A 23,244-nucleotide genomic window follows, 5' to 3' on the forward strand; every position below is an offset into this window, starting at 1 on the left:
CATGAGCTCCGCAACTGACCCCGCGAAACGAATTCCGAAGTCGCTCGGTACCGACACCCAATTCCTCGGGAAGTACTCCCTGACGGACCTCGCCGTTGCGGGCCTTCCCGGTGTCCTGGTAGTCCTGGTGACGCAGGTCGTTATCCCACCGTCGCTCACGGTCCGCGGCATCCCGGTGTCTGCCCTCACAATCCCCCTCGCAGCGATTGCGATCGCCTTCGGTGGGCTGTTCGTCTACCTCACGCCAGGCTACACAAACAGTCTCGACTGGCTCGGCCTGTTCGTGAACTTCCACCGCAGCGAGACGGAGATCGCCCACGAGGAGGCGAAGGAGTACACACACGTCGAGCGCGTCTACCCGCGACACGACGCCATCGAGCGGACGGACCGGGCCCTCGTCGGCGCGGTGCAGGTGTCGCCACCGACGATGGCGCTCGCGACCGACGAGGAGTGGGCCCAGAAGGCAGAGGCCTTCCAGGACTTCGTCAATACGACCGTCGAGTTCCCGATCCAGATTTACTCGACGACGCAGGCGTTCCCCGCCGACGAGTATGTCGGCCGCTACGAAGACCGGTTGAGCGACCCCGACGTCAAATCTAACGAGAAACTCCAGGCGCTCATCGAGCACTACGTCGACTGGTACGACCGAGAGCTGGCGCAGCGCCAGATGACCATCCGCGACCACTACGTCCTGATCCCGGTGCGGCCCGAGGAGGTCCGGTACGAACGGGCCAGCCTCCTCGAAAAGCTCGCTGGGATCCCCGTGCTGGGCATCCTCGTCCAGATTGTCACGGCGCCACCGGAGGAAGAGGAGCGAGCCGCGATGCTCGAGGAACTGGACGAGCGGCGCCGGCGGGTCGAGCGCGGTTTGCGGGGCATCGAGGGGTGTGACACGCGCCCCGTCGAAGCGGCCGAACTCACCCGCCTTATCGCGGAATACTGGAGCGGTACGGAAATCGAGTACGGCGACCCCGAACAGGTGCTCCGCACGTCCCCCGTCATCAACAAACCATGATTGGAAACCTGCTGCCCTTCACCAGCTCGGATAGTTCAGAAACTGACGCCGAGGCCACCGCAGACAAGGCCACCGATGAAGAGGAGGAAGATGATGCTGAATCACGGCTCACCGTGGACTACGAGGCCGACGGGGAGGCGGTCGACGGCATCCCTGAAATCCATCAGACCGTCGTCTCGCCGTCGAGTATCGAGCGAACGCCCAGCGCTCTCAGGACCGACACCCAGTGGGCACAGAGCCTGTGGGTCGGCGAGTACCCCGATGCGCCGATGGACGGCTTCCTCGAAAAGCTGTACGCAGCCGCCGAGACCCAGCAGACGGATGTCAGCATCCACATCGACCCTCGCGACACGCGAGAGACGCTGGATTCGCTGGAGAACAAGATCGAGGACCTCGAAGCCGACTATGAGTACCTGACCGAGAAACACCGTGCGAGCGCCCGGGGGGTCGAAAAAGACCTCGAGGACCATCAGGAGATGTACGACGTCCTCCGGAACACAACGATGCAGGCGTTCGACGTCTCAATGTATCTCACGGTCCGGGGCGACGACCGCGAGAATATCGACGCCGAGTCGGTGTCAACGACAGCCCGACAGGCCCCCGCGAATCTGACGCCGGTGACGCCACGGTGGTCACAGCTGAAGACCTTCACGTCGGCGAGCCCCATCGCTCTCGATCAGTTCAACGAGACGCTCGACAGCAAGACGCCGATGCTCGGTGGAGCTGTCGGCGCGATGTTCCCCTTCGTTTCCGGTGCGTTTGCGGAACCCGGCATCGAGTACGGAACGTACGCGCTGAATTCGAGTCCCCTCATCCTCGACCGCTTCAAGCGGCAAACCGGCTACTGTATGATGGTTATCGGCCGGCTCGGCGCGGGCAAATCCTTCGCGACGAAGCTTCGGTTGGTGCGGCGGGCGATGTTCGACGAGGATACGGTCGTCATTATGCTCGACCCGATGCGGGGGTTCGCCGGCGTCAACGAGGCGCTCGATGGCGAGCGCATCACGGTCGGTGGCCGGCGAGGGCTGAACCCACTGGAGATCAAGCCGACACCCGACCACGTCCTGCAGGAGGTCGACGACATCGACCCGTGGGGCGAGCAGATCAACTGGGTGATGACCTTCTTCGCGACGTTCTTCGAGCACGTCGCGGATCACCCGCTCGGCGAGCGCAACCAGACGCTCCGGCGGGCCGTCCAGGAAGCCTACGAGAAGCGCGGGATCACCCGCGACCCGGAGACGCATACCCGGGACTCGCCCACCATCCACGACGTCATCACGGTCCTCGAGGAGATAGTTGAAGACCCCGAGGAGTACGGGTACGTCACTGAAGGCGAGCAAGAAGCCGTCCAGTCGGATGCCCAGTCGCTCCTCAAGGACCTCCGGCCCTCATTCCGTGAGGGCGGTGAACTCGAGAACCTTGCTCGTCCCTCCGAGTTCGACCTCGATTCGAAGGTCATCTACCTCGATCTCCACCAGGAGGAGGGCACCCGTGGCCGGGCGGAGACCAGCCTGATGATGCAGGTGCTGTTCAACAGCGTCTACGAGCGGGTCAAGCAGACTGACAAGCGCGTCGTCTTCTGCATCGACGAGGCGCACTACCTGATGAACGACGCCGTCTCGCTGGACTTCCTAGAGACGGCCGTCCGGCACAGCCGGCATTTCGATCTGAGCCTCGAATTCATCACGCAAACGGGGGGTGAATTCGCGCTGACGCCGGAGGCACGCACCATCGCGAACCTCTGTTCGCTGACTGTCCTCCACCGCGTCAACGAGGAGAAAGAGAAGATCGCCAAGTGGTTCGACCTCAGCGAGCGGCAGGTGAACTGGGTCACCTCCGCGAAGGCTGGTGAGGACGAGGACGGCTACTCGGAGGCGCTCGTCGGTATCGACCAGGAGGGCTGGTTCCCGCTCCGGATTCGGGCGAGTGACTACGAGGCCCACGTCATCGACGGCGGCGCTGCTGACGTGGCCGAGCTCGAGCCCGAGTCGAGTGCGAGCGTAACGAGCCCGGACAGTCGCCCCGCCGGCGCTCGGGCCGACGGCGGTGACCCAACCAGCACTGCCTCTCAGGAGGATGACTGAGCAGCGTCCGTCAGACCCCACGGCTGCGAACAGCGGTGACGAGTACATCCGGATTACGCCGTCCCGAAGTGATCTCGCACCGGAGACTGTGGTTCGCCAGCTCGCCGGCCTCCACGGCCTTGATGCCGGCAACGATGGACTTCTCAAGGGTATCGGGCCCTTCGGCGATACGCCGCCGGTGTTCGAATTCCTCGCAGTGAGCGAGGGCGCAGACGAGCCGGTCGAGTTCTACTACGGCGCCGACCGGCGGATGGATGCCTTCGAGGAGCGCCTCCGGACGCTGTATCCACCGACTGTGACGTTCGAGCGGGTTACCCTTGACCTGGAAGCGAAACTGCTCCCGTCGACAGCAGATCCAGCTCACGATAGCGGTGCTGGGGACGATGACCGTCCCGAGAAGAATACTGAGACATCTGAGGATGCCTTCGATGACCCGCACTCCGATGCGGACCCCGCGCCGCTCTTCGATGCTACACGCCAAGAGCCAGTCGGCGACGGTGGGAGCGTGGTTTCTGAGAGCACTACATCGGCAGACGACGACGCTGAGTTATTGTTCGGGACCGAGTCGAGTGACGATCTGAGGACGAGCCCACCGTCCGATTCCGAGCCCGAGGTCCGGCAGCAACCAGATCACACGCCCCCGAGCGTCGAGGAGACGACACCGCTGGGAATCACCTGGTGTGGGAAGGCGGCCCGACGCGAAGACTGGATGACGACGCTGCCGCAGTTCACGGAGACTGAAGGCGAGGACGATGACAACGCACGGGCACCGCTCGCATCACTCATCGACCAGCTGACCCGCGCCGAACACCCGATCGCGTTTCAGGTGCTCTTCCAGCGGAAGCCGGACTGGACGCACGAGGCACGGGAACGCCAGCGGAAACTCCGCGAGGGCGAGGACCGGATCGTCGACTGGTTCCTCGGGGAGCTCCTCGGAAACACGGAGAACGAACCACAGAGTCCCTCGAACACCGGCCGCCAGCGCCGATACCTCGACATTGGCGGTCGGGAGCGCGTCGAGGCCATCGACGAGAAAGAGCCACAGCATACGTTCACGGTGAATATGCGGGCGCTCTCGCTCGTGGCCACCGACCAACAGCGCGAGCGCGTCGACCACCGCCTCGACGATATCGGGTCCGTGTTTGACCACCTGAACGGGCCCCACTATCGGCTCCGACCGAAGCGCGTCCGCCGCGGGCTCCGAAAGGGTCGGCGGGCTAAGAAACACGCCGACCGCGTCTTCAATGCCAGCCTGACGACCAAGGGAAGCTGGCGGAAAACCCGCCCCGATCTCGTCTTGGGGCCGGGTGAGTTGGCGAACTTCGTGGTCGTCCCGCCGGCGACCGAGCTCACGACCGAGGGCGGGCGGGGATCCGACGCCGAACCCGAGAGCCGGACGCCCCTGCCACTCCCGGCGCAGGACCACATGGATGCGTTCACGGACGCTGGGATGGCAATCGGCCGCGGTCTCGGAGAGGACGGCACACCGACGCCGGAGCCGATGCGGATTCCCCCGCATCTACTCCCGTTCCACGTCGGCCGGTTCGCGAAGAGCGGCGCCGGCAAATCAGTCGCGTTGATCAACGACGCGCTCTCCCTGTACGAGCAGACCACGGGCCCCGTGTTCTTGATCGACTCCAAGGGCGGGAACCTCCCCGAGAACTATATGCGGGCTCACGCGAAGCGCTTCGGCACCGACGACCTCGAGGAGAACGTCCTACACTTCTCGGTGCCCGATATCCTGCCCGGATTCGCGTTCTTCGACATCACGCCGGCGCTGGAGGATGGGGTCCGTCGCGTCGACGCGATCCAGGACAAGGCCGACCACTACGAGGAGCTCATCAAACTCGTGATGGGGCCGGAGCGCTACGAGGACGCCATCGCCTCGCCGACGCTCATCAAGTACCTCATCAAGGCGATGTACGACGAGGAGTACGGCCTCGAAAACGGGCACTTCCGGCAGGACGTGGACTACTTCACTCACGACCAGCTCGAACACGCAGTCACGCAGTTCCACGCCGCCGGCCCTCCGGACCCGACGCCGGAGGACGCGCCACGGGCGAGTGACCCGCAAGTCGCGGAGAAACTGGAGCGACACCTGCGCTCGAACCCGGCGACGTTCTCGAACGTCGTGAGCGGCATCAGTAATCGGATGGACTACATCACGCAGGACGCTCACCTCCGGCGAATCTTCAACAACACCGAGTCACAGTTCGACTTCCGCGACCTCCTCGACGAAGACAAGGTGGTCATCTTCGATCTGGGCGATCTCCGCGACGAGGCCGCCCGGGTGATGACCGGCGTCATCCTGACGCAACTCTACGACGCCGTCAAGCGTCGCGACGGCGACGAGCTGGCCCGCAAGCCGGACGACTACGTGGCGAACCTGCTCATCGACGAAGCGTCATCGGTCGTCGTCTCGGACACGCTGACGACGCTGCTCGAAAAGGGGCGGGAGTTCCGGCTATCCATCGAACTCGTGACGCAGTTCCCCGAGCAGATGAAGGAGGCTGGTAACCGCGAGGTCTACCTGAACGTCCTGAACAACATCGGCAGTCCGCTCGTCGGGAAGATCGCCGTCGACGCCGACATCGCCGAGGCACTCTCACACGAGGCGATGGATCCCGTCGAGTTCAAGAATCGGATCAGTTCACTCCCGCGTGGCGAGTGGATCGCCCAGCTCCCGAGTCCTGAGTTCGGCGAAACCGGCCCCGACCCGTTCAGTATCGAACCCCTCCCGATTCCGCCCGGGCATCCCGATAGCGAGCAGCCTATGACCGGGGCGCAGGAAGAGCGGTTCCAAGACGCTCTGGAGGCCGTCCACGAGCATACCCGCGAGGAGTACGGGGTTGCCGGCGGGACGACCGTGGAGAGCCGCGACGCGGCGACTGACGTCGCTCTGGAGAACACCGACGACCTGCCGTTGGAGGTCGCGATGGCTCGGGCGATCCGCGCTGTCCAACTGTCGAACGACGTCCGCGAGACGAACGGCTGGGTGTCCGTCGAGGACGTCGACGAGGAACTGCTCTCGCGCATCGAGGAAGGCACTATCGAGGCGCAGGGCTACGAGACACTACCAGAAGTGCGGGAGGCGTCCTCGCTCATCCAGGTCGATCTCCCGGACGGGGCAACGTCGGTGCAGTGTCGACTCACAGACGAGGGTGAGCAGGCAGCCACACCCGATACGTCGACATCACCGACCGGCGGGGGCGAGCACCACGATGCAGTGCTCGAGACGGTCGAGCGGGCGCTCGCAGCGGCGGAGTTCTCCGTGGAGGTCCTCGATCAGAACGGTGAGTCCCGCCCTGACGCCATCGCGACGCATTCGGACCTCGACTGGGAGCTCCAGGTCGAAGTCGAAACCACCACCCACGTCCGGCCGGCGAAGGTCCTCTCGAACCTCCGAAAAGCCCAGGAACAGGACCGAATCCCGCTGTTCGTCGTCGCAGACCACGACGATCAACCAGCTGACGAGATTGCCGACCGGCTCGCGAAGATTCTCGATGAGCCACGAAATCAGCTCTCCTCCGGTGAGACGCGGCTGTATACGATGAACCACAACGTCATATTCAACGGCGGTGCGCGAGCCGCGGATGGGGTGACGGCCGTCCGACCGGCCACCGGTGGTAGTCGTCACACCCGCTGGTTCGAGCGGGACGGTGCGTTCGTCTTGGAGGATAGTGCCGGGGACCAACACGCCCGGATCGACTCCTTCGACGCCGTGTCGAAAGACCAGTTCCCGGCGACGTACAGCTACGATGCCGAGAGCGAGACTTACACCGTCTTCAGGCCGGGGGAACTGCCCGAGTCCTACGAGTCACGTGAGGCGTTCGAATCGGACTGGGTGCCCGTCAAGCGCCCGTTCGTGCCCAGTACCGACCTGCCCGTTCCGGACTATACGGAGCGCTCGTATGCGATTGCGACTGTCGGGGACGACCAGACGCTCGACATCCACACGCCAGGCACAGAGACATTCACCGGGATTTCGGCCCTCGTGGACGCAATCCAGGACGGGACGCTCCATCCGGCAGGGGAATCCCCGGATGACTCGACCGATTCCGACGCGCAAGAAGACGACGAGGCGGACCCGTACGGCATTCAGGCATTCGTCAGGGACCGCCTCACCGAATCCAACGACGGGGTCGTCGCGGTCGCTGAGGTGTACGATGCGTACGAGCAGTATGCGGCGGCCGGGGAGTACGAGGTGAAGCCGAAAAATCGGTTCACACGGACTCTTCGCGACCACGCTCAGTTCGAGCGTGACAAGAAGTGGTTGGACGGCCAGACGCGGCGCTGTTACGTCGGAATCGAGCTGGCCGACGCCGGCGACCAGGAGGAATCGAGCGATGCTAGTGCGTAGTTGCTTCGCTCCCGCTCAGGAGGTGCAGGAGCACACGAGATGACGCTCTCCGAAGCAGCCATCCGCGAGCACTACCGTCGTGCCAAACCCGTCTACGAGGCGCTGGCGACCGTCAAGGACTACCCGACTATCGGGCTGAACGACTTCGTCGGGTGGTACATCAAACGTGACCACGACGACGTCGAGGCCATCAAGGCCGGGTATCCCCGGCGCGGGCGGGTTGCCCGTCTCGATCGTGACTACGACGAGATCCACGACCGCCTCGACCGGACACTCTACGCCGTCACCACCTACAAGACGCCGTCGGCCTTCCAGCAGTGGGAACCCTGTCGCTACGACGAGTCTGAGGGGACGACCGTCTGGCAGGATGAGCCTCCGACCCCTGGATATGCCGACCTCCGGGCGGTTCCCGCCTGGGGTGATATCGACCTCGCCGACGACATCAAGCCGCAGCGTGGTGACCTCGATGCCGACACGCGTGCCCTCGTCGAGCGAACGCTTGAGGCCTACATCGAGGAGTACGCGACGCTTTACGGGTCTCGGGACGCGGTGTATGCGCTGGACTCCGTCGGGGGAGCGTACGTCTTCGGAGCCCCGGAGGCCACGCTCCCGATTGCGGACCATTTCAGCGACGATCCGGATGCGCTCGAACGGGTATTCGATGCGTTCCTCGACCGCTCGAACGCGTGGCTCCAGGAGGCAGAGGCCCGCGTGAACGAACGGATCGACGGCGCCGGCGACGTCATCCAGCCCGACTGGGTGAACAACAAGAATCGGCAGTACAAGCCGCCGCTGTCGGTGCATGCTGATCACGATGCCGTCGTCACGCCCATCGCAACCGACGACGTCCGCTACGAGCTCCGTCCGTTCGAGACCGTCGACAACGTCCTCATCGAGCAGGCGGTCAACTGGGCCGACGACTTCACACGGGTCGAGCACACGGACTGTGTCGACTCGCTGGTCGCGGCGCTCTGGACGGATCTCTACGAGGACCACGACGGGTGGCGGACAACGCTGGAGGCCTGGGTCGAAGCGGAGCGCGAGCGGGAACGGGAGCGACAGCGCCAGCGTGAGGCGGCACTCCAGCGACGTGAGGAGCGGCTGGAAGAACTCGATGGCACCCTCGAAGGCCGCCCCATTACGCCCTTCAAAGAAGACGTCTACAAGACCGTCGAGAACATCGACATCGGCGAGATCGCCCGCCACTACGCGAGCGATGCCTACGATACGGATCCCAACCAGCCGCGGCCACAGTTCGACCCGTGCTGGCGCCACAGCGAAAGCGGGCAGTCCTGTTTCGTCGACGAACAGGCCAACACCTTCGGCGATTCGAAGGTGAACGCCGGCGGCGGGCCGGCGAAACTGATGGCGCTTGCGACGGGGATTCTCTCCGACGCCGACGCGGCCCTCGACGGGGAGGACTACTGGGCTGCCGTCGACGAACTGCGGAGTGCCGGCTACGACATTCCGGTGTGGATCCCGGAGGCCGGGTCAGACCGCGTCGACGGCGGAACCTACGACCAGATGCCTTTCTGGGCCGTTCGGAAGGCGGCTGTCGCGCTCAAGGTCTGTCCCAAGGACGCATTTGTCGATCGCGAGGGAGAGGATGGAACCTACGAGGGGTTCCCAGGGTACGAAACATACAATGAGACACTGAAAGCCATCGAAGACGCTGGCCTGAACCACGGTCGAGACCCAGTCACGCCCGATGAGGACGGAGCTGACGGTGAATCGGAGTCATCCGTCGAGTCTCCTACGAGCGATGAGCCAGCGGGCGACCTGGACCGGGCTCATCTTCGCGAAAAGAACCGGCTGTTGACAGCGAAGGTGGAACGTCTCGAGTCTGAACTGGAGGAGAAATCGGAGCGAATCGAGGATCTGGAAGCGGAGGTTGACCAGCTCCAATCGGAGCTCGCAACCGTCCGCTCCGAACGTGATCGACTAGAGGCTGCTCTCGAAGAACGCCAGTTCGAGCAAGAGTCGAATCAAGAGGATCGGGACGAGGCGCAATCCTCACTTGAAAGGGCAAAACAGTTCGTTTCGTTCGGTGAGTAGACGCCTTATGACTCGGTTGAAATCCGAAGTTGCTGATAGGTTGTTGAAGCCGCGCTGTATACAGCGCGCGAGTCATTCACAGATGGGACTATCACGGGGTCGTAAGGGTGAGTTGGAATGTCAGATGAGGTCGGAATCCGTGGTCATATCTTGGAGACGGCTTGGAGCGATCCAGCGATCACTAAGAGACACGAAAACCGCACATTAGGTTTCAGACGCAGGAGTACGGGGCTGTCGAGGCGGCGCTAAAATCGATGCTGTTGGGACGCCTTTTGCGACCGATATCGCATATTGCCAGGTCGTATCCATCGACTGAGAACTGGGACAGGAACTGAGAGACCCCAAAGGACTAATCCCACTCTCCCAACGAGGTTTATAGAATGTCAGCAGGTGGGAGAAAGACCGATTCGGATGCTGCGGCCACCAAGAAGGAATTACGTGAAACTATCGAAGAGTCGTGTTATGAAAATCTCTCACACGCACTTCTAAATGAGGAGAGCTGGAGTAACCAGACAGAGTTGGCGACCGGTTCCCGGATGACTGCGGAGGCCCACCAGAACCGTACCGTTTTAGAACTCGTACAGAATGCTCGTGACGCCATACGAAAAGGACGTAGTGACGATAATGGTCAACGTGAGGGCTCAGTTGCGGTGGTCGTTGGTCCAGAAACGCTGTACGTCGCCAATACCGGTCAACGGTTCCGTCTCGATGAGGAGGAGATTCTCAATCGTGTGAGACGTCTCGGTAAGGGGAAAGCTGATAATGAGACAATCGGTGAGAAAGGCGTCGGTATGCGGTCGATTATGGCTCTTGGAAATCGATTCGGCATCCACTCAGCTGTCTCGGAAGAGGCCACCGAGGAGCATCTCTCCGTAGACTTTACTGCTGCTCACGCGTGGGCAATGCTGGCGCGTCGATATCTGGAGGTCATACAGGCTGACTCGACAGACCTCCAAGAAAGAATCGCGGAAGAACTGGGAGAGGACGAGACCTTTGAGGGGTATGTCCGGTACCTCGAGGCGATGGTCGACAGAATCGATTCCGAGGGAGCGGACCACCCGCTACTTAGGGATAGCAAGGGGTGGCCCGACGCCGGCGACATTGTCGGAGAGAGCCCGAGTAACAGGCCCCCGAGCCCTCGTAAGGTTCTTACCGACCTCCCAGAACTATCGCCGTTCCGCTACCCAGTAGTCAGAGATGAGACGGAAGACGACGCAATTCTGAATACCCTTCTCGGACGGGAGGGTTCGAACATCTCGACGAGCGAAGAGCTTACCGACCACGTCTCTGAAGAGCGGTATACCACCGTTGTCACGGTCGATTACACTGACGAAGCTTGGAATTCTCTTCTTGAAGACGCCATCGGTGTAGAAGCCGATGGGGATTCAGATATCGAACTGCCGGTCGAAGAATGGCGAAAAAAACGCACGTCTGAGATCGGTGATGAGCAGCGGAACGAGGCGATCTGGGAGGAATGTGAGGAGACCATCACCGCAGAGGTACTGATTCTGCTGGAAGAGGTCGAAAATGTCGACCTCGTTCGTATCACCGATGAGGAAAGCGTTCCCTGCGAGAGCTACCACTACGAGATATCGAACGGAGAATGTTCGACCGTAGCCGGAAGCGACTTGATGAAGTCACAGCAGGTAACAGTCCATCCAGAGACGAGAACCGAATCAGAGCCCGATCCGGAATCCGAGTCCGAATCAGAGTTCGAGTTGTACACGAAAGCGTGGAGCAACTCCTCGACTGAAGAGGATGAAGAGAATCTTCTGAAGGTTCTCTATGAACGGCCGCAACCAAATAAAGGGATGTCTCTGGACCCACAACCTCTCCACCTTTATTATCCGATCGAGGACGAGAACACCCCCTTCCCGTTCATCGTACACGCTCCGTTCGAGGTACAGATGGACAGGCAGAACTTGGACTCTGATCATCAGAGGAACAAAGAGTTGCTGATGGACGGTATCCTCCAAGAGTTCGTGCTCGAGACGGTGAAGGATATTCTGGATGGAGAATCTGAACTCAGGGATTGGCTACCTTGGCTCGTTATGCCACTGCGAGCGACAGAATCGAGCGGTACAGAGACGAGTCGAAGGCGGCAGGACGCCGTCTCAACGTTCGTCGAGGAACTGTGCGATGAGCTCGAAGCCGCTCCATGTGTTCCCACGTTCGGGGGCGCCGAAGCGGAACCCGGACAGGTGCTGCTTGAGGTCGCCGACTCCAACCTCGGGGCATTCGATTCAGAATTCCGTCTAGAAGCGTTCGAGCCAGTGCGTGAATACCTCAAAAAGAATGGAGAGTGGTCCCACGACCGGTTACCAAAGAAAGCCGTCGTCGAGAACGGCCGAGTATGGCTGTCTGCGGCCAGAAAACAGGGAAGACTACCAGGAGATCAGTTGCGAACAGCTGCGGCTCGCATCGGCGTGTCAACACTACTGGACAAGAATCCCGGCGACGATGCTAGTGGAGGGGGTGACGACAACCTCGTCTCGGTGTTGGACCAAATCTGGGGAACCGGTGCCGATACAGGAGGAAACGAGGAGGTCGCGGTGGAGATCGATGACCCGGAACCGGCATGCAAGTACTTCGAAACACTAACCCAACGGTTGACGGGCGATGAATCGACTGCGGCAATAGAGCTGGGTAAGCGTCAGATCCCGGTTATTCCAGCACTGGATTATAGTGGACAGGAGTCAGATTCGAGCAAAGAGATTACCGAAGGATCAGGCATAGAGGAAATCGGCCATCTGGTCCGGGCGAAGAACAGGAATAGCGACTCAGGCATCAACAGAACGGTCTTCTATGAGGACTCATCCGAAACGGACCGACGAATCGGCCCACCCCCCTCGACATTCGACGTCTTCCTCGTTCCCTACGTGGAGTCCTGGTATGGTGCTCTTGACGACAACGCGGAGGAATGGGATACGACCAAGTTCGATGGTGACACGGATATCTACCGTCGGGTTGCCTCCGAACTCGGTGGGTATCCGAACAGAGAGGAGCAGCGGCCCAAAAACGAAGATGAGGCTCTCGAGTATCTGTACAAGGGATACGTTGAGACCGCCCGCAGGGAAGAGACGAGCGCAGAGCTGTTCAACCCACTTCCATACCAGGGATTACACTACCACACGGATTTCTCTGTATCTGTCGACACGAATGGAATCGGTGACCTGCTGGAAGGGAAGAAATTCAACGCAATCGAGGATGAGAACTTCCTGCGGGAGAGGTATATTGACTACATACGACTCCCGACGGCGGGATCGGAATCGAAACCTGCGGCCGAGATATCGTTCGGCCAAGACTGGGTCGAAGAGTTCCAGCTAGTCGCCGAAGCACTCGAAGATGAGCGAGTCGATGATACTTTCGAGGAAAATCGGTTATCGGATGCTGCTCGAGCGGATGACTTTCGACGATGGGCGATGGCGGTAGACTTGGCCGAGGAGTTCCGTGCAGAAGAAGCACCTACGCTCGCCTCACCGGAGAAGATTCGCTCCAAGCTGGGTCCCCATCCGACGACCGAGAGAGAGGGTCCCGAGACTCCGCCAGATGAATACTGGTTGCTGAACTTCCTCCTCCACCTAGGCGTGCAGGTCGGACCGCGGATAGAATGGGCTTGGCTCGATCCAGCCAACAGGAGACAACAGGGACGACGCCCGCGAACGCTGTTATATGAGGAAGCCAAGAGCCTCTCGGACGGCGACTTTCCAAACACCGATGAAGCCGAACTGCCATTCACCCCTGAAGGCCAATTACTGGGACGGTACGCCGATGTCTGCCGACGAGCACGTAATCATCCCGCTTTCGCTGTAGGGCATGCTGACGACTGTGGAGGAAATGCCGAACAACGGACCGAAGAGTGGTCGGTGTACGAAGGCGCACATAATAATACATCTCGACTCGCGATCCCGATGTGGTGGCGGTTCGTTGATGTCCCGTCGGAAGCCGATCTGGAGACAGCTCGCGCCTTCCGGAACGCTATTCTCCTCATATGGCCGGAGCTGTCGGACCGGTTGTTCCCGGTAGGATGGGCCTGTGCTGGGGCATTCGGCAATAGTCATCAGGTTAAATCACCCAGAAGCCAAATCCCGAGTCTAGGCCTTGTACAGCTCCGCCAGACCTCGATCTGGCCACCGAAGTCCGATGAAGGAATCCAGACCTCTCAAGACCTAGTCGGAGCAACCGAACTCGGTTACGAGAACACGCAGAACCTACCACAGCTTGATTATGCGAGCTTGACGGCGAGCATTAATGACGAGGCCATCGAGATCGAGACGCTGGCACCAGAAGACGAGATTCGACGGGAGCTTGGAATCGGAACCGATACTTCCGGCCCTGCAACTGCTGCTGAACGCCTTGATTCACTTTTAGAGCGATTCGACGGGAAGAGGTACAGATCGTTCCGCAACGACGCGTTCAGACTGCTTCGGGAATTCAACGACGGCCCACATCTCGACAGACTCTCGGAGGCAGAGCTGATTCGGCAGTGGAAACGGCGGGATATATTCTACACGGGAACACAGGTTTTCGTGAACAGGGGAGGCACTCCCGATCCCCAGCCGTTAGGGAACAGAAAAGTCGCTGATGTCGACATCTATAACGAGCCACTCCCAGAGTTCGCTCGAGAACAATTGGAGGGGCAGAAGGAGCCTTTCGTCGAGTTGCCGACGCGAAACCCAGGGCCGATAGCGAACATACTCGCCGATGGGGCGGAAGATCACAGTAAGTTCGGAATCCATCTTGAGGACCAACCAGACCGACCTGTCGCCATAGGAAACATCGATGAGAGGCCTCCAGATGACTTGCGAAAGAAGCTGGACGAGCGTGTTGCAGATCTCGCTGCAGCATACGCGGCCGAACTCAGGGGAGACAGCGAAGAGGAGGAGGTAAAAGACATCGAGCGACAGCTGGATAGAGCGGTGAAGGAGATGTACGTCGTATCGCCGGATGATGTCGCTGGGCAATATGGTGACACGAATTCCGTCGGATGGGCACCCGACGAGGAGAATGCGGAAGATCCGGTCGGAATCGCATTGCTAGCGGGGGGAGTAGATGGCGACTTCGAACCGCATCATGCTGTTGATGCGCTCGTCCATATCGTCGATAACGAAGATGTGAGGGATAAGTTCGAGGTGGTTTTGCGGGCGGCCCCTCACATGAATCGATACAAGGACATAAGAGGGGAATACGACCTTGGAGAGCGCAAAAAGAGGGCGCTCACGGACCTCCTGGGCGAGGTTCTCCCGGCGTTGCTGGCCGTTTTCACCCAGGAGTCCCGCGAATCCTTCGCAGATACGTTTTCCGTGCCTGACGATGAGGAGGAGGTGAAGTCGAGACACGAGGTACTGAGGGCATTCGCAGCAAATGGACAGCGTTCTGAAACCATCAGAGAGTATGTCACTAAATTGGTTAGAGAGGGACCGAGCGAGTCACAGGCCGAAGCGGTTCTCAAAGCTGGAATCCAGCTGGCCTTCCAAGAAGACCATCGCGGCACCCTGGCAACGCTCATCGACGAGTTCATCGCGGAGGAAATAATTTCGATAGACGGCCTGCAGGAGTTTGCCGAATCGGTTGACACTAGGGATTTGACCGATTGGCAGTCGCTTCGCGAGCCCTCGCTCCAGAGGTACCTCACTGCGGTGGCGGTCGTCGAGGAGTTCTACAGTCGAATCGACGCAGATTCCAGCGAGGACGACCTCGAGTACGCCAGCAACGCCGCAATCTCGAACGAGAATAAACTCGAGCCGTCTCCGTTCGATACCGTCGCAGAGGTGCTTCCAGAATCGATCTGCGAGGACAAAGATCTCAACAGGCGACCCGTGATCATCTTCGGTCTTCACAATGAGCTGGAAACGGTCTCGGTGCCAGCTGACCCGGAATTAGAGACCGAACCTTCGTTGCAGGACGCTGTCATCGAGTGGGCCGAAGATTGCCACTATGAGTTGGAGAACGCAGTCGGGGCCTCAAGTATACAAGATTTCCTAGATCAGCCCTTGTACGAGTGCCTGGATTCAGATACCCCCCTGCGGAGCGTCAAACGGGCCTTGAAAACCCGTGAGCAGGCGACAGCCAAACAGAACAAGCGGACCCGCAAAAAGAAGGCGCGGGCGTACGACAAAGGACAGAGAGAGTACACGGCGGAGATGGCAGACAGCAGCTCGGATGTGGGCAGGCTCGATTTCCCACCTGTCGGCGGCTCTAGACCCGTACAGGCGAGTGCTAGCGAGGTGGCAGGAGACGGCCGTGACGGGGAATTGGCATGTATTCAGGCCGCCTGGGAACAGTTCGACGATGCAGGACCCCAGCAATCGGCTATCATCAAAGAGGTTCGGGACTGGCGCAAATACGGTGACAGCGATCAGTGGCGGATGAAAGCCATCGAGAAGGTCTTCGAAGACGTGGAGGAGTTCGGTGGACATGGCGACTTCGATTTCGGAACCTTCCTCGACCGGATGTGCGACGAAGATGAAGACACGGATAACCGAAAACGGTGGTTCCGACTCCTCATCGATACCTCGGAGGAATCTGGCCCAGGATTCGATTATATCGACCCGTTCGGCACTCATCATAGACCCGACGCTGATGCCAGGGAATGGGAGCCGGAGTGGATGCGACGGGTTGAGGTGAAATCGATCGACGGGACACCAGAGGGTGGCTACCGGGTCACTCTCACCGGCAACGAATTCCGTATGGCACGTCGCACGTACGGTGACACTGATAAGCGACGGTATCTCGTTCGGCTTGTATTTGGCCACCGGAGCGATGACGGAGAGTTCGACCCGACACAGATGCGGGATATTGAGAAGGTCATCCAACGGTATGGGTCTAATGGAGAATCAGCCCAGAAGACGGCATGGGACGCATTACGTGGTGGGCGAGTACCGCTCAGCGGTGAGTTCGACTGAGGGCACTCACCAGATCTTCACCAGGAGTTGCTAGTTCCGCTCCCCACGTACTGGTAAAGAGCGAATCGAACATCTGCTTCAACAGAGTTCTTGACTCGAATCGCCCGACTGAAGAGCCTGACACCGGCCCCAAACTGGCCTGGACACCGGGGTAGGCAGGATCCGTACTTCGGCCCCGAAATCGCAGGACGACAGTACTAGACACCAGACTCACGAACGAAGCAGTTCCCGAACAGCCCACGAAGTCTGGTGTCAGGTATCGCCGTCTTGCGATTTGGCGGGGAATTCGGCCACTAGACAGCAGGAAAATCAACCGATATGTGGTGGGGGTGGCCGGCCAAAGTTGCGTTCGCGGCCAACAGGGCCGAGGTGCCAGGCCGCGGGCCACGGTTGAGAGTTGCCACCCGGACGATGGCGTGAGGCGTGGAGGGTCGAGCAGTCGTCGGAGCGGGGACTTCCAATAGTGATGGAGGGAGCTGTTTGTAGCGCCCCATGATGGGTGCGGGGCAGGTCGTTACTTGCCCCCGGATACATATGTCTGAGCCAGATATCCACGACGAGACGGCAGACGTTCACGAACGCTTCGAACAGGAACTTCTCGCGCAGGATCGGGATGCGCGCCGGCCGTCGACAGCGGATCTCGACGACGAGACGGCACGGAACCTTGTCCGAGATCTGCTCGATGCCGGGACGGTCACGCCGGTCGTCGACGAGCGGGTCCTCGTACACGAGCCCAGCGGCGCGGCGTTCGAATCGCTGTGGCAGCTCGCCGTCTTCCACGAGGGCTGGATGGCAGCCGCGGACGCCGGCGAGATGGAGTCGTGACCCAACAGACGGTCGTCGGGTGTGCGTTCTGTGCGGCGCCGCCCGGCACGGATACCGGCACCGCGTACACCTGGGGAAAGGACGAACGGGTGAGTCACCCGATCTGTGTCGACTGTGCGACGCAGGTCACCCCGAACCCTGAGCAGCGCGACCACTACGCCTGTGACGGCTGCGGGCTCGTCGTCGACGCGCTCGCGGCGCTCACCCGATTCCGCGTGGAGCTCGGCCATCTCGAGGGGCCGCTCCAGTTCTGTGCAAATTGCTGTCCTGACGGGGCGGCCACGTACTGGACGCGAGATCTGGCTGATCACCGCATCGAGTCGGCGGAGTAGTCCACGTGGAGAATCTCGAGAGAGGGAGCCAATGTCCTTTGCGACAAGCTGACCGGGTCAGCGAACTTGGAGTGCGATCGGATGCGTCGACAGAGACGACTCTTGAAAGCCCTCGGCCGCTCGGCATCCCGCGACCACCGCTGCGCTCCTTGTCCCTGCGGTGCTTGCGGGGTCGGGGGACGACCGAGGCGGCCTCGCCCTTTCTAAGTCCGCCAGGATGGTAGCTGGATCGCCGAGTGTCGCGGCCGGCTAGATGGGCTATTCAACCTATAGTTCCTCTCCTTCAATAAGCTCCCATAATGAACGGAATAATCTGAGGGACATAAGCGCTACGCCACCCAGTAAAAGAAATTGAATAATGAAAATTATGGTTGTAGTATAGTTAATCAACTGCTCGATTCCCAAAGGTGGCGTGAATAAGAACGCCATCGGCAACAGTACTCCAATAAAAAACAAGATGATCGCGTTCTGAAAAATGTCTCGTGGCGGCTGGTCATAGAAGGCAATACGGTCGGGCGTATGTCGTCTTTCAATACTACTGATATCAATTTTTAGTTCTGTGAGAACATCATCGATTCCTTGGATAGTATGAGCAGTATATGGTTGCTTCCCGCTTCTCTTCCTCAATAGCTCTTCATTTGCAGTGGCGAAATCGAAAATCTGTTCAGTCATATAATCTTCATCGGCTGCTTCGTCAATGACCTCTTCGTAGATCTCTTCTGTTATGGTGTTATCCTCGATAATATTTTTTATTTTGTTGATGTTATCTCTAAGTGATTCAAAAGACTGTGGTATCTCTCCAGAATTGGAGGAAGATGAAGCGGTATTGAGTTGGGTATGAATTTCATTCAAATACGCCCAAAGCAGAGCCACCGATGAGTCTTCTTCTTCAGCCCAGCTTTCAATATCAGGATCATTATCAAAGAGTAATGTAATCCCACCAAACGGGGCCTCAAAATCCCCCTTGTCTCTGAGATCTTCTATCATAGACAATAGAGGTTCATCAAAATCGCGATACGTGGAGTCCATGCTATCCAGATAGCGTCCTAGCTGTTGTCTTATCCTGTTCTTCTGAATAGTGTATATCGCAGCCGTAAACGCTAAAATAAAGCCGATGACTGAAGCGATCGTCTGTGCCAGCGTGGAAAAGAACCAGCTTGAGTCCACCATATGATTTGAATACATAACTCTCTCCCTACCTCCTATAATTACTGTACAAGCATCCTCAGGACAGAACACAGTGGAACACGAGTTGTTAGTAGAGGCCTGATGATTTTTCGATCTATTCGTTCCTCAGAAGACCCTCAATCGCGTCACTATCACCTTTCGATGAGAAAGGCCTCAAGAGTCCCGTTCGCTACGCTCGCAGCTAACTATCTCGAAATAAATCTACTTCTGTCCCCGAACTCGGTTAGGGGGTTGACAAATTGTGATAGACTGTGAATCCGACAATCAGAGAGATTACTATCGCAGCGAGGTGATATAGCGGCCCTATTGATCCAGGGAGTGCATTAGTAATCATCAGCCAGAAAATTCCCGATAGTATCGTGGAGAGGAACCCGAGGATTGCGGCTACAGCACTCATGCTTTTCCTCCGCTTGTTCTTGTTGGATGCATCATCTGTGAGCGTACCAATAGCCACCAGTGCCGGGAAGAGGTTATATACTGCCAGAATTTGGCGTTTTGAAACCTCAAAGTCGAAAACTCAAAGATGCTGGCGTATGCGTTTTGAGTTTAGAAAACTCAAAATCATGGATAAACTTCCTAGCGAAGACAGAGACCGGATTGATGCAGATCACGATGAAACGTTGATTGAGCCGATTGCAGAAATTCTCTATCGACGTGACAGACCATGGTATACACGTGACCAGATCCGAATCCGTCTCAAAGAAGAGTACAACAACGACGTCACCAATCCTACTATCGACGAGAGGCTCGACGACCTCTTGGAAATTGAGTTAATCAAGAGGGAGCGGATAGGACAGACTGATATTTTTTACTATAACAGCGATGATTCAGAATGGCCGATCCCTCCAGATGTGGAAGTTGAACCTGCTAACGATGAAATGACAGTGAGCGAATTTTTTGGTAAAACCTACGTTCAGTGGGCTGGTATGGGGGTTCTTGCTATTCTACTCGGAGGTATTATTATGTGGCTCGGCTCGCTTCAGGCATCGAACGTAATAGCACTACCTTTCAACAGCAGCGAAATACTCGCTATTGGTCTCCTCACCTTCCTCATATCATATGGCCTCCTGCTCATCTCAGTCCTCGTCGCAATCTTGGATTTTGCCGTTGAGGTCGAACCTCCAGAGATACTGACTTAGTCACGGTACACTTCCTCACGGCTGTTCCGCTGTTGGTGGTGTTTTTCCAGCGCCTGCGATGGGTGCAGGCGCAGTCGATTGTGCCTGTACAGCGCAGGTGATTCGAGATGTGCTACCACCGCCAGCGGCAGGTGAATCGTCTGATGGAGGCGCGATGACTGATGCCAGTTGAACTCAACGAGATCGAGCAGGCAGAAGTTGAACTGGAACAGTGGTTGGTCGAACAGGCCGAAAACGGGGTTCCCGAAATCGTCCTGATTGGGCTCCTTCGGGACTATGCGGACGATATCGAACATCTCGGCTACGTGCCGCGGATGTGGGGCGAGTCCGACCGATGAGACGGACGAACACCTTCGCAGTCGTGCCCCAGTCGGAGCGGGCCGACACCGTCCTCCAACGCATTCTCGATGCGTCAGCGAGCCTCTGGAACCAGCTGACGTATGCGCGCCGGCAGCAATTCTTCGCCGGCGAGAGCGTCTGGGACTGTGAAGGGTACTACGACGAGTACGTCGATGTGCTGAGTGCCGCGACGACCCAACAGGTCACCCAGGTCAACGACACTGCGTGGCGGTCGTTCTTCGAAACTCTGGAACAGTCTGAACAGGAGGTGAGTCCGCCAGGATACTGGGGGAATCGAAAGGACGGGCGCGAACTCCGGACGTACCTCCGGAAGGACGCTTACTCCGTGCAATGGGGAACTCGCTCGCGACTGGATCTACGTATCGGCTCGCAGCTCAAAGACGAGTACGGCTTCGGCCCGTACGAACAGCTACGCGTCCGAGTGCGGGGAGAGCCACGCTGGGACGGGGAACAGGGGTACCTCCATCTCTCCTACGACGACGTCACCGATACGTACCGGGCTCATCAGCCGGTGTCGGTGCCTGACGAGGCCCAGGAGACGCCAATCGGAACTGATGTCGCCGCGTTGGATATCGGGGCGAACGTCCTTGTCGCGTGTACGACGACGGCGGGCGTCCAATACTGTTACAGCGGTCACGAGCCGTTCCGGCAGTTCCGAGAAACCACCGAGCGTATTGCCGACGCCAAAGCAAAGCTCCCCAAAAATCGGCACACCAGCAAGCGGATCCAGCGGCTCTATCGGAAGCGCTCCCGCCGGCGCGATCACGCCGTGAACGCGCTCCTTCGTGATCTGGTCGAGCGTCTCCACGACAACGGCGTCGAAACCATCTATCACGGTGACCTCACCGGCGTCCTCGGCGAGTACTGGTCAGTCGAGGCGAACCTGAAAGCCCGTACGTTCTGGGCGCATCGGCAGTGTCTCGACCAGCTGGCGAACGTCTGCGAGGAGTACGGCATCGAGGTGGCGTCACTCTCTGAAGCCTGGACCTCCCAGACGTGTCCGGAGTGTGGCGAACGCGAGCGGACGCGCCGGTATCGCGAGACGCTGCGGTGTCCGTGTGGCTTCGAGGGCCACGCCGACCTCGTCGCCTCGCGGACGTTGCTCGAACAGGCGACGAACACCGCGGTCAGGCCGACGGCACGGCCCGTGCGGTTCCAGTGGGACGACCACCAGTGGTCCCCCGTTGAGGGAGCCACGGTGGCTCCCAACGAATAGCGCACAGACCCGCAAGGTGCCGCCGTGGTGTCGCGGTGACACCAGCGAGCGGACGCTCCGTGTCCACGGAGTGGATGTCGATGCGCTGGTCGCTCGCTTTTCTGAAGAGACACAGTAAGTCAACTGACATAGCTCTAATCTAGCAGAAAGTGACAGACAAACGGTCAATCGACTCGTAGCTTCATTCTCAAATCAGGCTGCCGCGACTGTCTGAATGACCTCTTTGAGTTCACCGAGTGAACTGGAGTCATACAGCGGGGTGAACTCGTAAGCAGACCATTCATAGTACGATGTTGTTGCAATAGTTCGGAAAACACCGAACCGAGACGGCTGTGTTGATTATATATAATTCCAGGTACTACAGATCCGAGAACCCCACCATAGACCACGGTATAGAAACGCCGTCAATCAAACGGTTTGACGAGAGTCCTTTCGTTTTATTCCCGGGCCTCCTGCTATTCGTCAGCAGGCGGCGGAAACGGCAAGTACGACTGCCATCGGGTGACTTGGCCGTCTTCGCTTTCGATGATGAACACTTGTGGGAATTCGGCCTCGGTTCCATCCTTCATCGTATGGTGTGTATCTACCTCGACAGCGAAGGTTTCGTCATCGCCCCACGTATTACGGATGGTCAGTCCGGGCTGTTCGACAATATTCTCAAGCGCCCACTCGAGCGCCCCACGAATCTCGTCCGGACCGCGGTACTCGGGCTCGGGATAATGCGGGTCGATGAACACCCCATCCTCGGCCCAGAACTCCGAGGCGGCCATCGCATCCTTATCCTCGAAGGCCGTTAGTACGCCTTCGATCTGTTCTCGGGTGAAGGTATCTTCATTCGTGTCCATTATTTTGGCGTTGTGGGTGGGTATTCCTGATCTGTTCTCGATCACTCGTGGCTATGCCCGCCGCTAATCCGGTCGATGTCGGCGAGAACATCTGCGAACGATACTCTGCCGTCGCAAGCTTGGATATTCGCCGGGTCAAGCGCGTCCGTATCCAACACCTCCTGCGGCGTCAGCCACACCCACTCGCAGTCTTCGTTTTCGTCGCTGAATCTGTTGAGTTCAGCTTCGAGAAACTCCTTGGTGAACGGAGCCAGCAGCGGCGGTGGGCCTTCGGAGCCTTCGAACGTGTCTTCGTAGTCCGGGACGTCTTCCTCGTCGAGATCGCCGACGACGATGCGCATGTTCATCCCGAGGATATGATGGGGCGCACAGTACATATCGTACAGTCCCTCTTGTTCGAACTGGTACAGCCACGCGCCGCCGGCGCTGACGACCGGCGACGAGAACTGCGACGCATCCTCGGGAATGCGACGCTGGAAGCCGTGTGCCGGGTGATAGGCCGTTATCGTGTGATCCGGTGTGGTGAAGAGAAACTGGACGATGTCACCGGCGTCCACTGCTAGCCCCGTCGGCTCGAAGTGGAACAGTGGTCCGTGTTCTCCGGGTGTTGGAGCAGCGACGTGGAGTTCGACTGTGTGGTCCGGTTCCAGCTTCTTCGGGATGTCATCAGCATCCGGCGTCGCGTAGCCGTAGTGCGAGTCGATGTGCGGCGGGTGTGGGTTGTCGTGTTTGCCAGTTGCGACCCCACTGCCGACCGAGAGCGCGGCACCGACACCGAGTGCTTTTAACAGCGGTCGTCGTCCGACGCTCGGAATCTCGAGTGACGGTCCAGTCGATTCGTCGTGATCTCCATCCTGGTTTGTTGGTACGGCTTTATGTTCGGTATCTCCGATGTGGTTCTCTTGTGGCATTGTTTTTCC

Annotated in this window: 13 protein-coding genes; 9 read left to right on the forward strand and 4 right to left on the reverse strand. The window is 59.1% G+C overall.

The window, feature by feature from the left end:
* The first annotated feature begins 1 nt into the window (after position 1).
* The 7 genes from ACV7GQ_RS18745 to ACV7GQ_RS18775 all read left to right on the forward strand — a co-directional run bounded on the left by ACV7GQ_RS18745 (position 2) and on the right by ACV7GQ_RS18775 (position 17,576).
* Positions 2 to 1,015, forward strand: a complete 1,014-nt coding sequence (locus ACV7GQ_RS18745; RefSeq protein WP_470313188.1) for a TraC-like domain-containing protein — start codon at positions 2 to 4, stop codon at positions 1,013 to 1,015.
* A complete protein-coding gene (locus ACV7GQ_RS18750) occupies positions 1,012 to 3,099 on the forward strand; it encodes a VirB4 family type IV secretion system protein (protein WP_470313189.1) in 2,088 nt (695 codons plus the stop codon). Before ACV7GQ_RS18745 ends, ACV7GQ_RS18750 begins: the two co-directional genes overlap by 4 nt.
* Positions 3,092 to 7,459, forward strand: coding sequence for a type IV secretory system conjugative DNA transfer family protein (locus tag ACV7GQ_RS18755; protein WP_470313190.1), 4,368 nt, complete (start codon positions 3,092 to 3,094; stop codon positions 7,457 to 7,459). Before ACV7GQ_RS18750 ends, ACV7GQ_RS18755 begins: the two co-directional genes overlap by 8 nt.
* Before the next feature lie 39 nt (positions 7,460 to 7,498).
* A complete protein-coding gene (locus ACV7GQ_RS18760; RefSeq protein ID WP_470313185.1) occupies positions 7,499 to 9,514 on the forward strand; it encodes a hypothetical protein in 2,016 nt (671 codons plus the stop codon).
* Between the two features lie 380 nt (positions 9,515 to 9,894).
* On the forward strand, positions 9,895 to 16,419 hold the full coding sequence (locus ACV7GQ_RS18765) for a sacsin N-terminal ATP-binding-like domain-containing protein (protein WP_470313238.1): 6,525 nt from the start codon (positions 9,895 to 9,897) through the stop codon (positions 16,417 to 16,419).
* A 534-nt stretch (positions 16,420 to 16,953) separates the two neighbouring features.
* Positions 16,954 to 17,244 (forward strand): DUF8069 family protein, encoded by a 291-nt coding sequence (locus tag ACV7GQ_RS18770; protein WP_470313239.1) that lies wholly within the window; start codon positions 16,954 to 16,956, stop codon positions 17,242 to 17,244.
* On the forward strand, positions 17,241 to 17,576 hold the full coding sequence (locus ACV7GQ_RS18775) for a DUF7558 family protein (RefSeq protein ID WP_470313240.1): 336 nt from the start codon (positions 17,241 to 17,243) through the stop codon (positions 17,574 to 17,576). Before ACV7GQ_RS18770 ends, ACV7GQ_RS18775 begins: the two co-directional genes overlap by 4 nt.
* A gap of 267 nt (positions 17,577 to 17,843) precedes the next feature.
* Here ACV7GQ_RS18775 and ACV7GQ_RS18780 read toward each other — a convergent pair whose 3' ends face one another.
* Positions 17,844 to 18,746 (reverse strand): hypothetical protein, encoded by a 903-nt coding sequence (locus ACV7GQ_RS18780; RefSeq protein WP_470313241.1) that lies wholly within the window; start codon positions 18,744 to 18,746, stop codon positions 17,844 to 17,846.
* A 377-nt stretch (positions 18,747 to 19,123) separates the two neighbouring features.
* On the opposite strand from ACV7GQ_RS18780, the gene ACV7GQ_RS18785 reads away from it, so the two are divergent.
* Positions 19,124 to 19,903 (forward strand): hypothetical protein, encoded by a 780-nt coding sequence (locus tag ACV7GQ_RS18785; RefSeq protein ID WP_470313242.1) that lies wholly within the window; start codon positions 19,124 to 19,126, stop codon positions 19,901 to 19,903.
* Here ACV7GQ_RS18785 and ACV7GQ_RS18790 read toward each other — a convergent pair.
* Positions 19,900 to 20,199 (reverse strand): hypothetical protein, encoded by a 300-nt coding sequence (locus ACV7GQ_RS18790; RefSeq protein WP_470313352.1) that lies wholly within the window; start codon positions 20,197 to 20,199, stop codon positions 19,900 to 19,902. The two genes, ACV7GQ_RS18785 and ACV7GQ_RS18790, sit on opposite strands and share 4 nt — an antisense overlap.
* Before the next feature lie 38 nt (positions 20,200 to 20,237).
* On the opposite strand from ACV7GQ_RS18790, the gene ACV7GQ_RS18795 reads away from it, so the two are divergent.
* The gene (locus tag ACV7GQ_RS18795; protein WP_470313243.1) at positions 20,238 to 21,479 is read left to right on the forward strand and encodes an RNA-guided endonuclease InsQ/TnpB family protein; all 1,242 of its coding nucleotides are present in this window, start codon (positions 20,238 to 20,240) and stop codon (positions 21,477 to 21,479) included.
* 455 nt (positions 21,480 to 21,934) lie between these two features.
* On the opposite strand, the gene ACV7GQ_RS18800 is transcribed toward ACV7GQ_RS18795, so the two are convergent.
* On the reverse strand, positions 21,935 to 22,369 hold the full coding sequence (locus ACV7GQ_RS18800) for a nuclear transport factor 2 family protein (protein WP_470313244.1): 435 nt from the start codon (positions 22,367 to 22,369) through the stop codon (positions 21,935 to 21,937).
* Positions 22,366 to 23,235, reverse strand: coding sequence for a cupredoxin domain-containing protein (locus ACV7GQ_RS18805; RefSeq protein WP_470313245.1), 870 nt, complete (start codon positions 23,233 to 23,235; stop codon positions 22,366 to 22,368). Before ACV7GQ_RS18805 ends, ACV7GQ_RS18800 begins: the two co-directional genes overlap by 4 nt.
* Between the last annotated feature and the right edge of the window lie 9 nt (positions 23,236 to 23,244).

The sequence above is a fragment of the Haloarcula sp. MBLA0163 genome (assembly GCF_055632435.1).

Coding starts and splice junctions, on each gene's coding strand:
- ACV7GQ_RS18745 (WP_470313188.1), top strand. CDS start 2: ATGAGCTCCGCAACTGACCCCGCGAAACGAATTCCGAAGTCGCTCGGT.
- ACV7GQ_RS18750 (WP_470313189.1), top strand. CDS start 1,012: ATGATTGGAAACCTGCTGCCCTTCACCAGCTCGGATAGTTCAGAAACT.
- ACV7GQ_RS18755 (WP_470313190.1), top strand. CDS start 3,092: ATGACTGAGCAGCGTCCGTCAGACCCCACGGCTGCGAACAGCGGTGAC.
- ACV7GQ_RS18760 (WP_470313185.1), top strand. CDS start 7,499: ATGACGCTCTCCGAAGCAGCCATCCGCGAGCACTACCGTCGTGCCAAA.
- ACV7GQ_RS18765 (WP_470313238.1), top strand. CDS start 9,895: ATGTCAGCAGGTGGGAGAAAGACCGATTCGGATGCTGCGGCCACCAAG.
- ACV7GQ_RS18770 (WP_470313239.1), top strand. CDS start 16,954: ATGTCTGAGCCAGATATCCACGACGAGACGGCAGACGTTCACGAACGC.
- ACV7GQ_RS18780 (WP_470313241.1), bottom strand. CDS start 18,746: ATGGTGGACTCAAGCTGGTTCTTTTCCACGCTGGCACAGACGATCGCT.
- ACV7GQ_RS18790 (WP_470313352.1), bottom strand. CDS start 20,199: ATGTTCGATATCGTCCGCATAGTCCCGAAGGAGCCCAATCAGGACGAT.
- ACV7GQ_RS18795 (WP_470313243.1), top strand. CDS start 20,238: ATGAGACGGACGAACACCTTCGCAGTCGTGCCCCAGTCGGAGCGGGCC.
- ACV7GQ_RS18805 (WP_470313245.1), bottom strand. CDS start 23,235: ATGCCACAAGAGAACCACATCGGAGATACCGAACATAAAGCCGTACCA.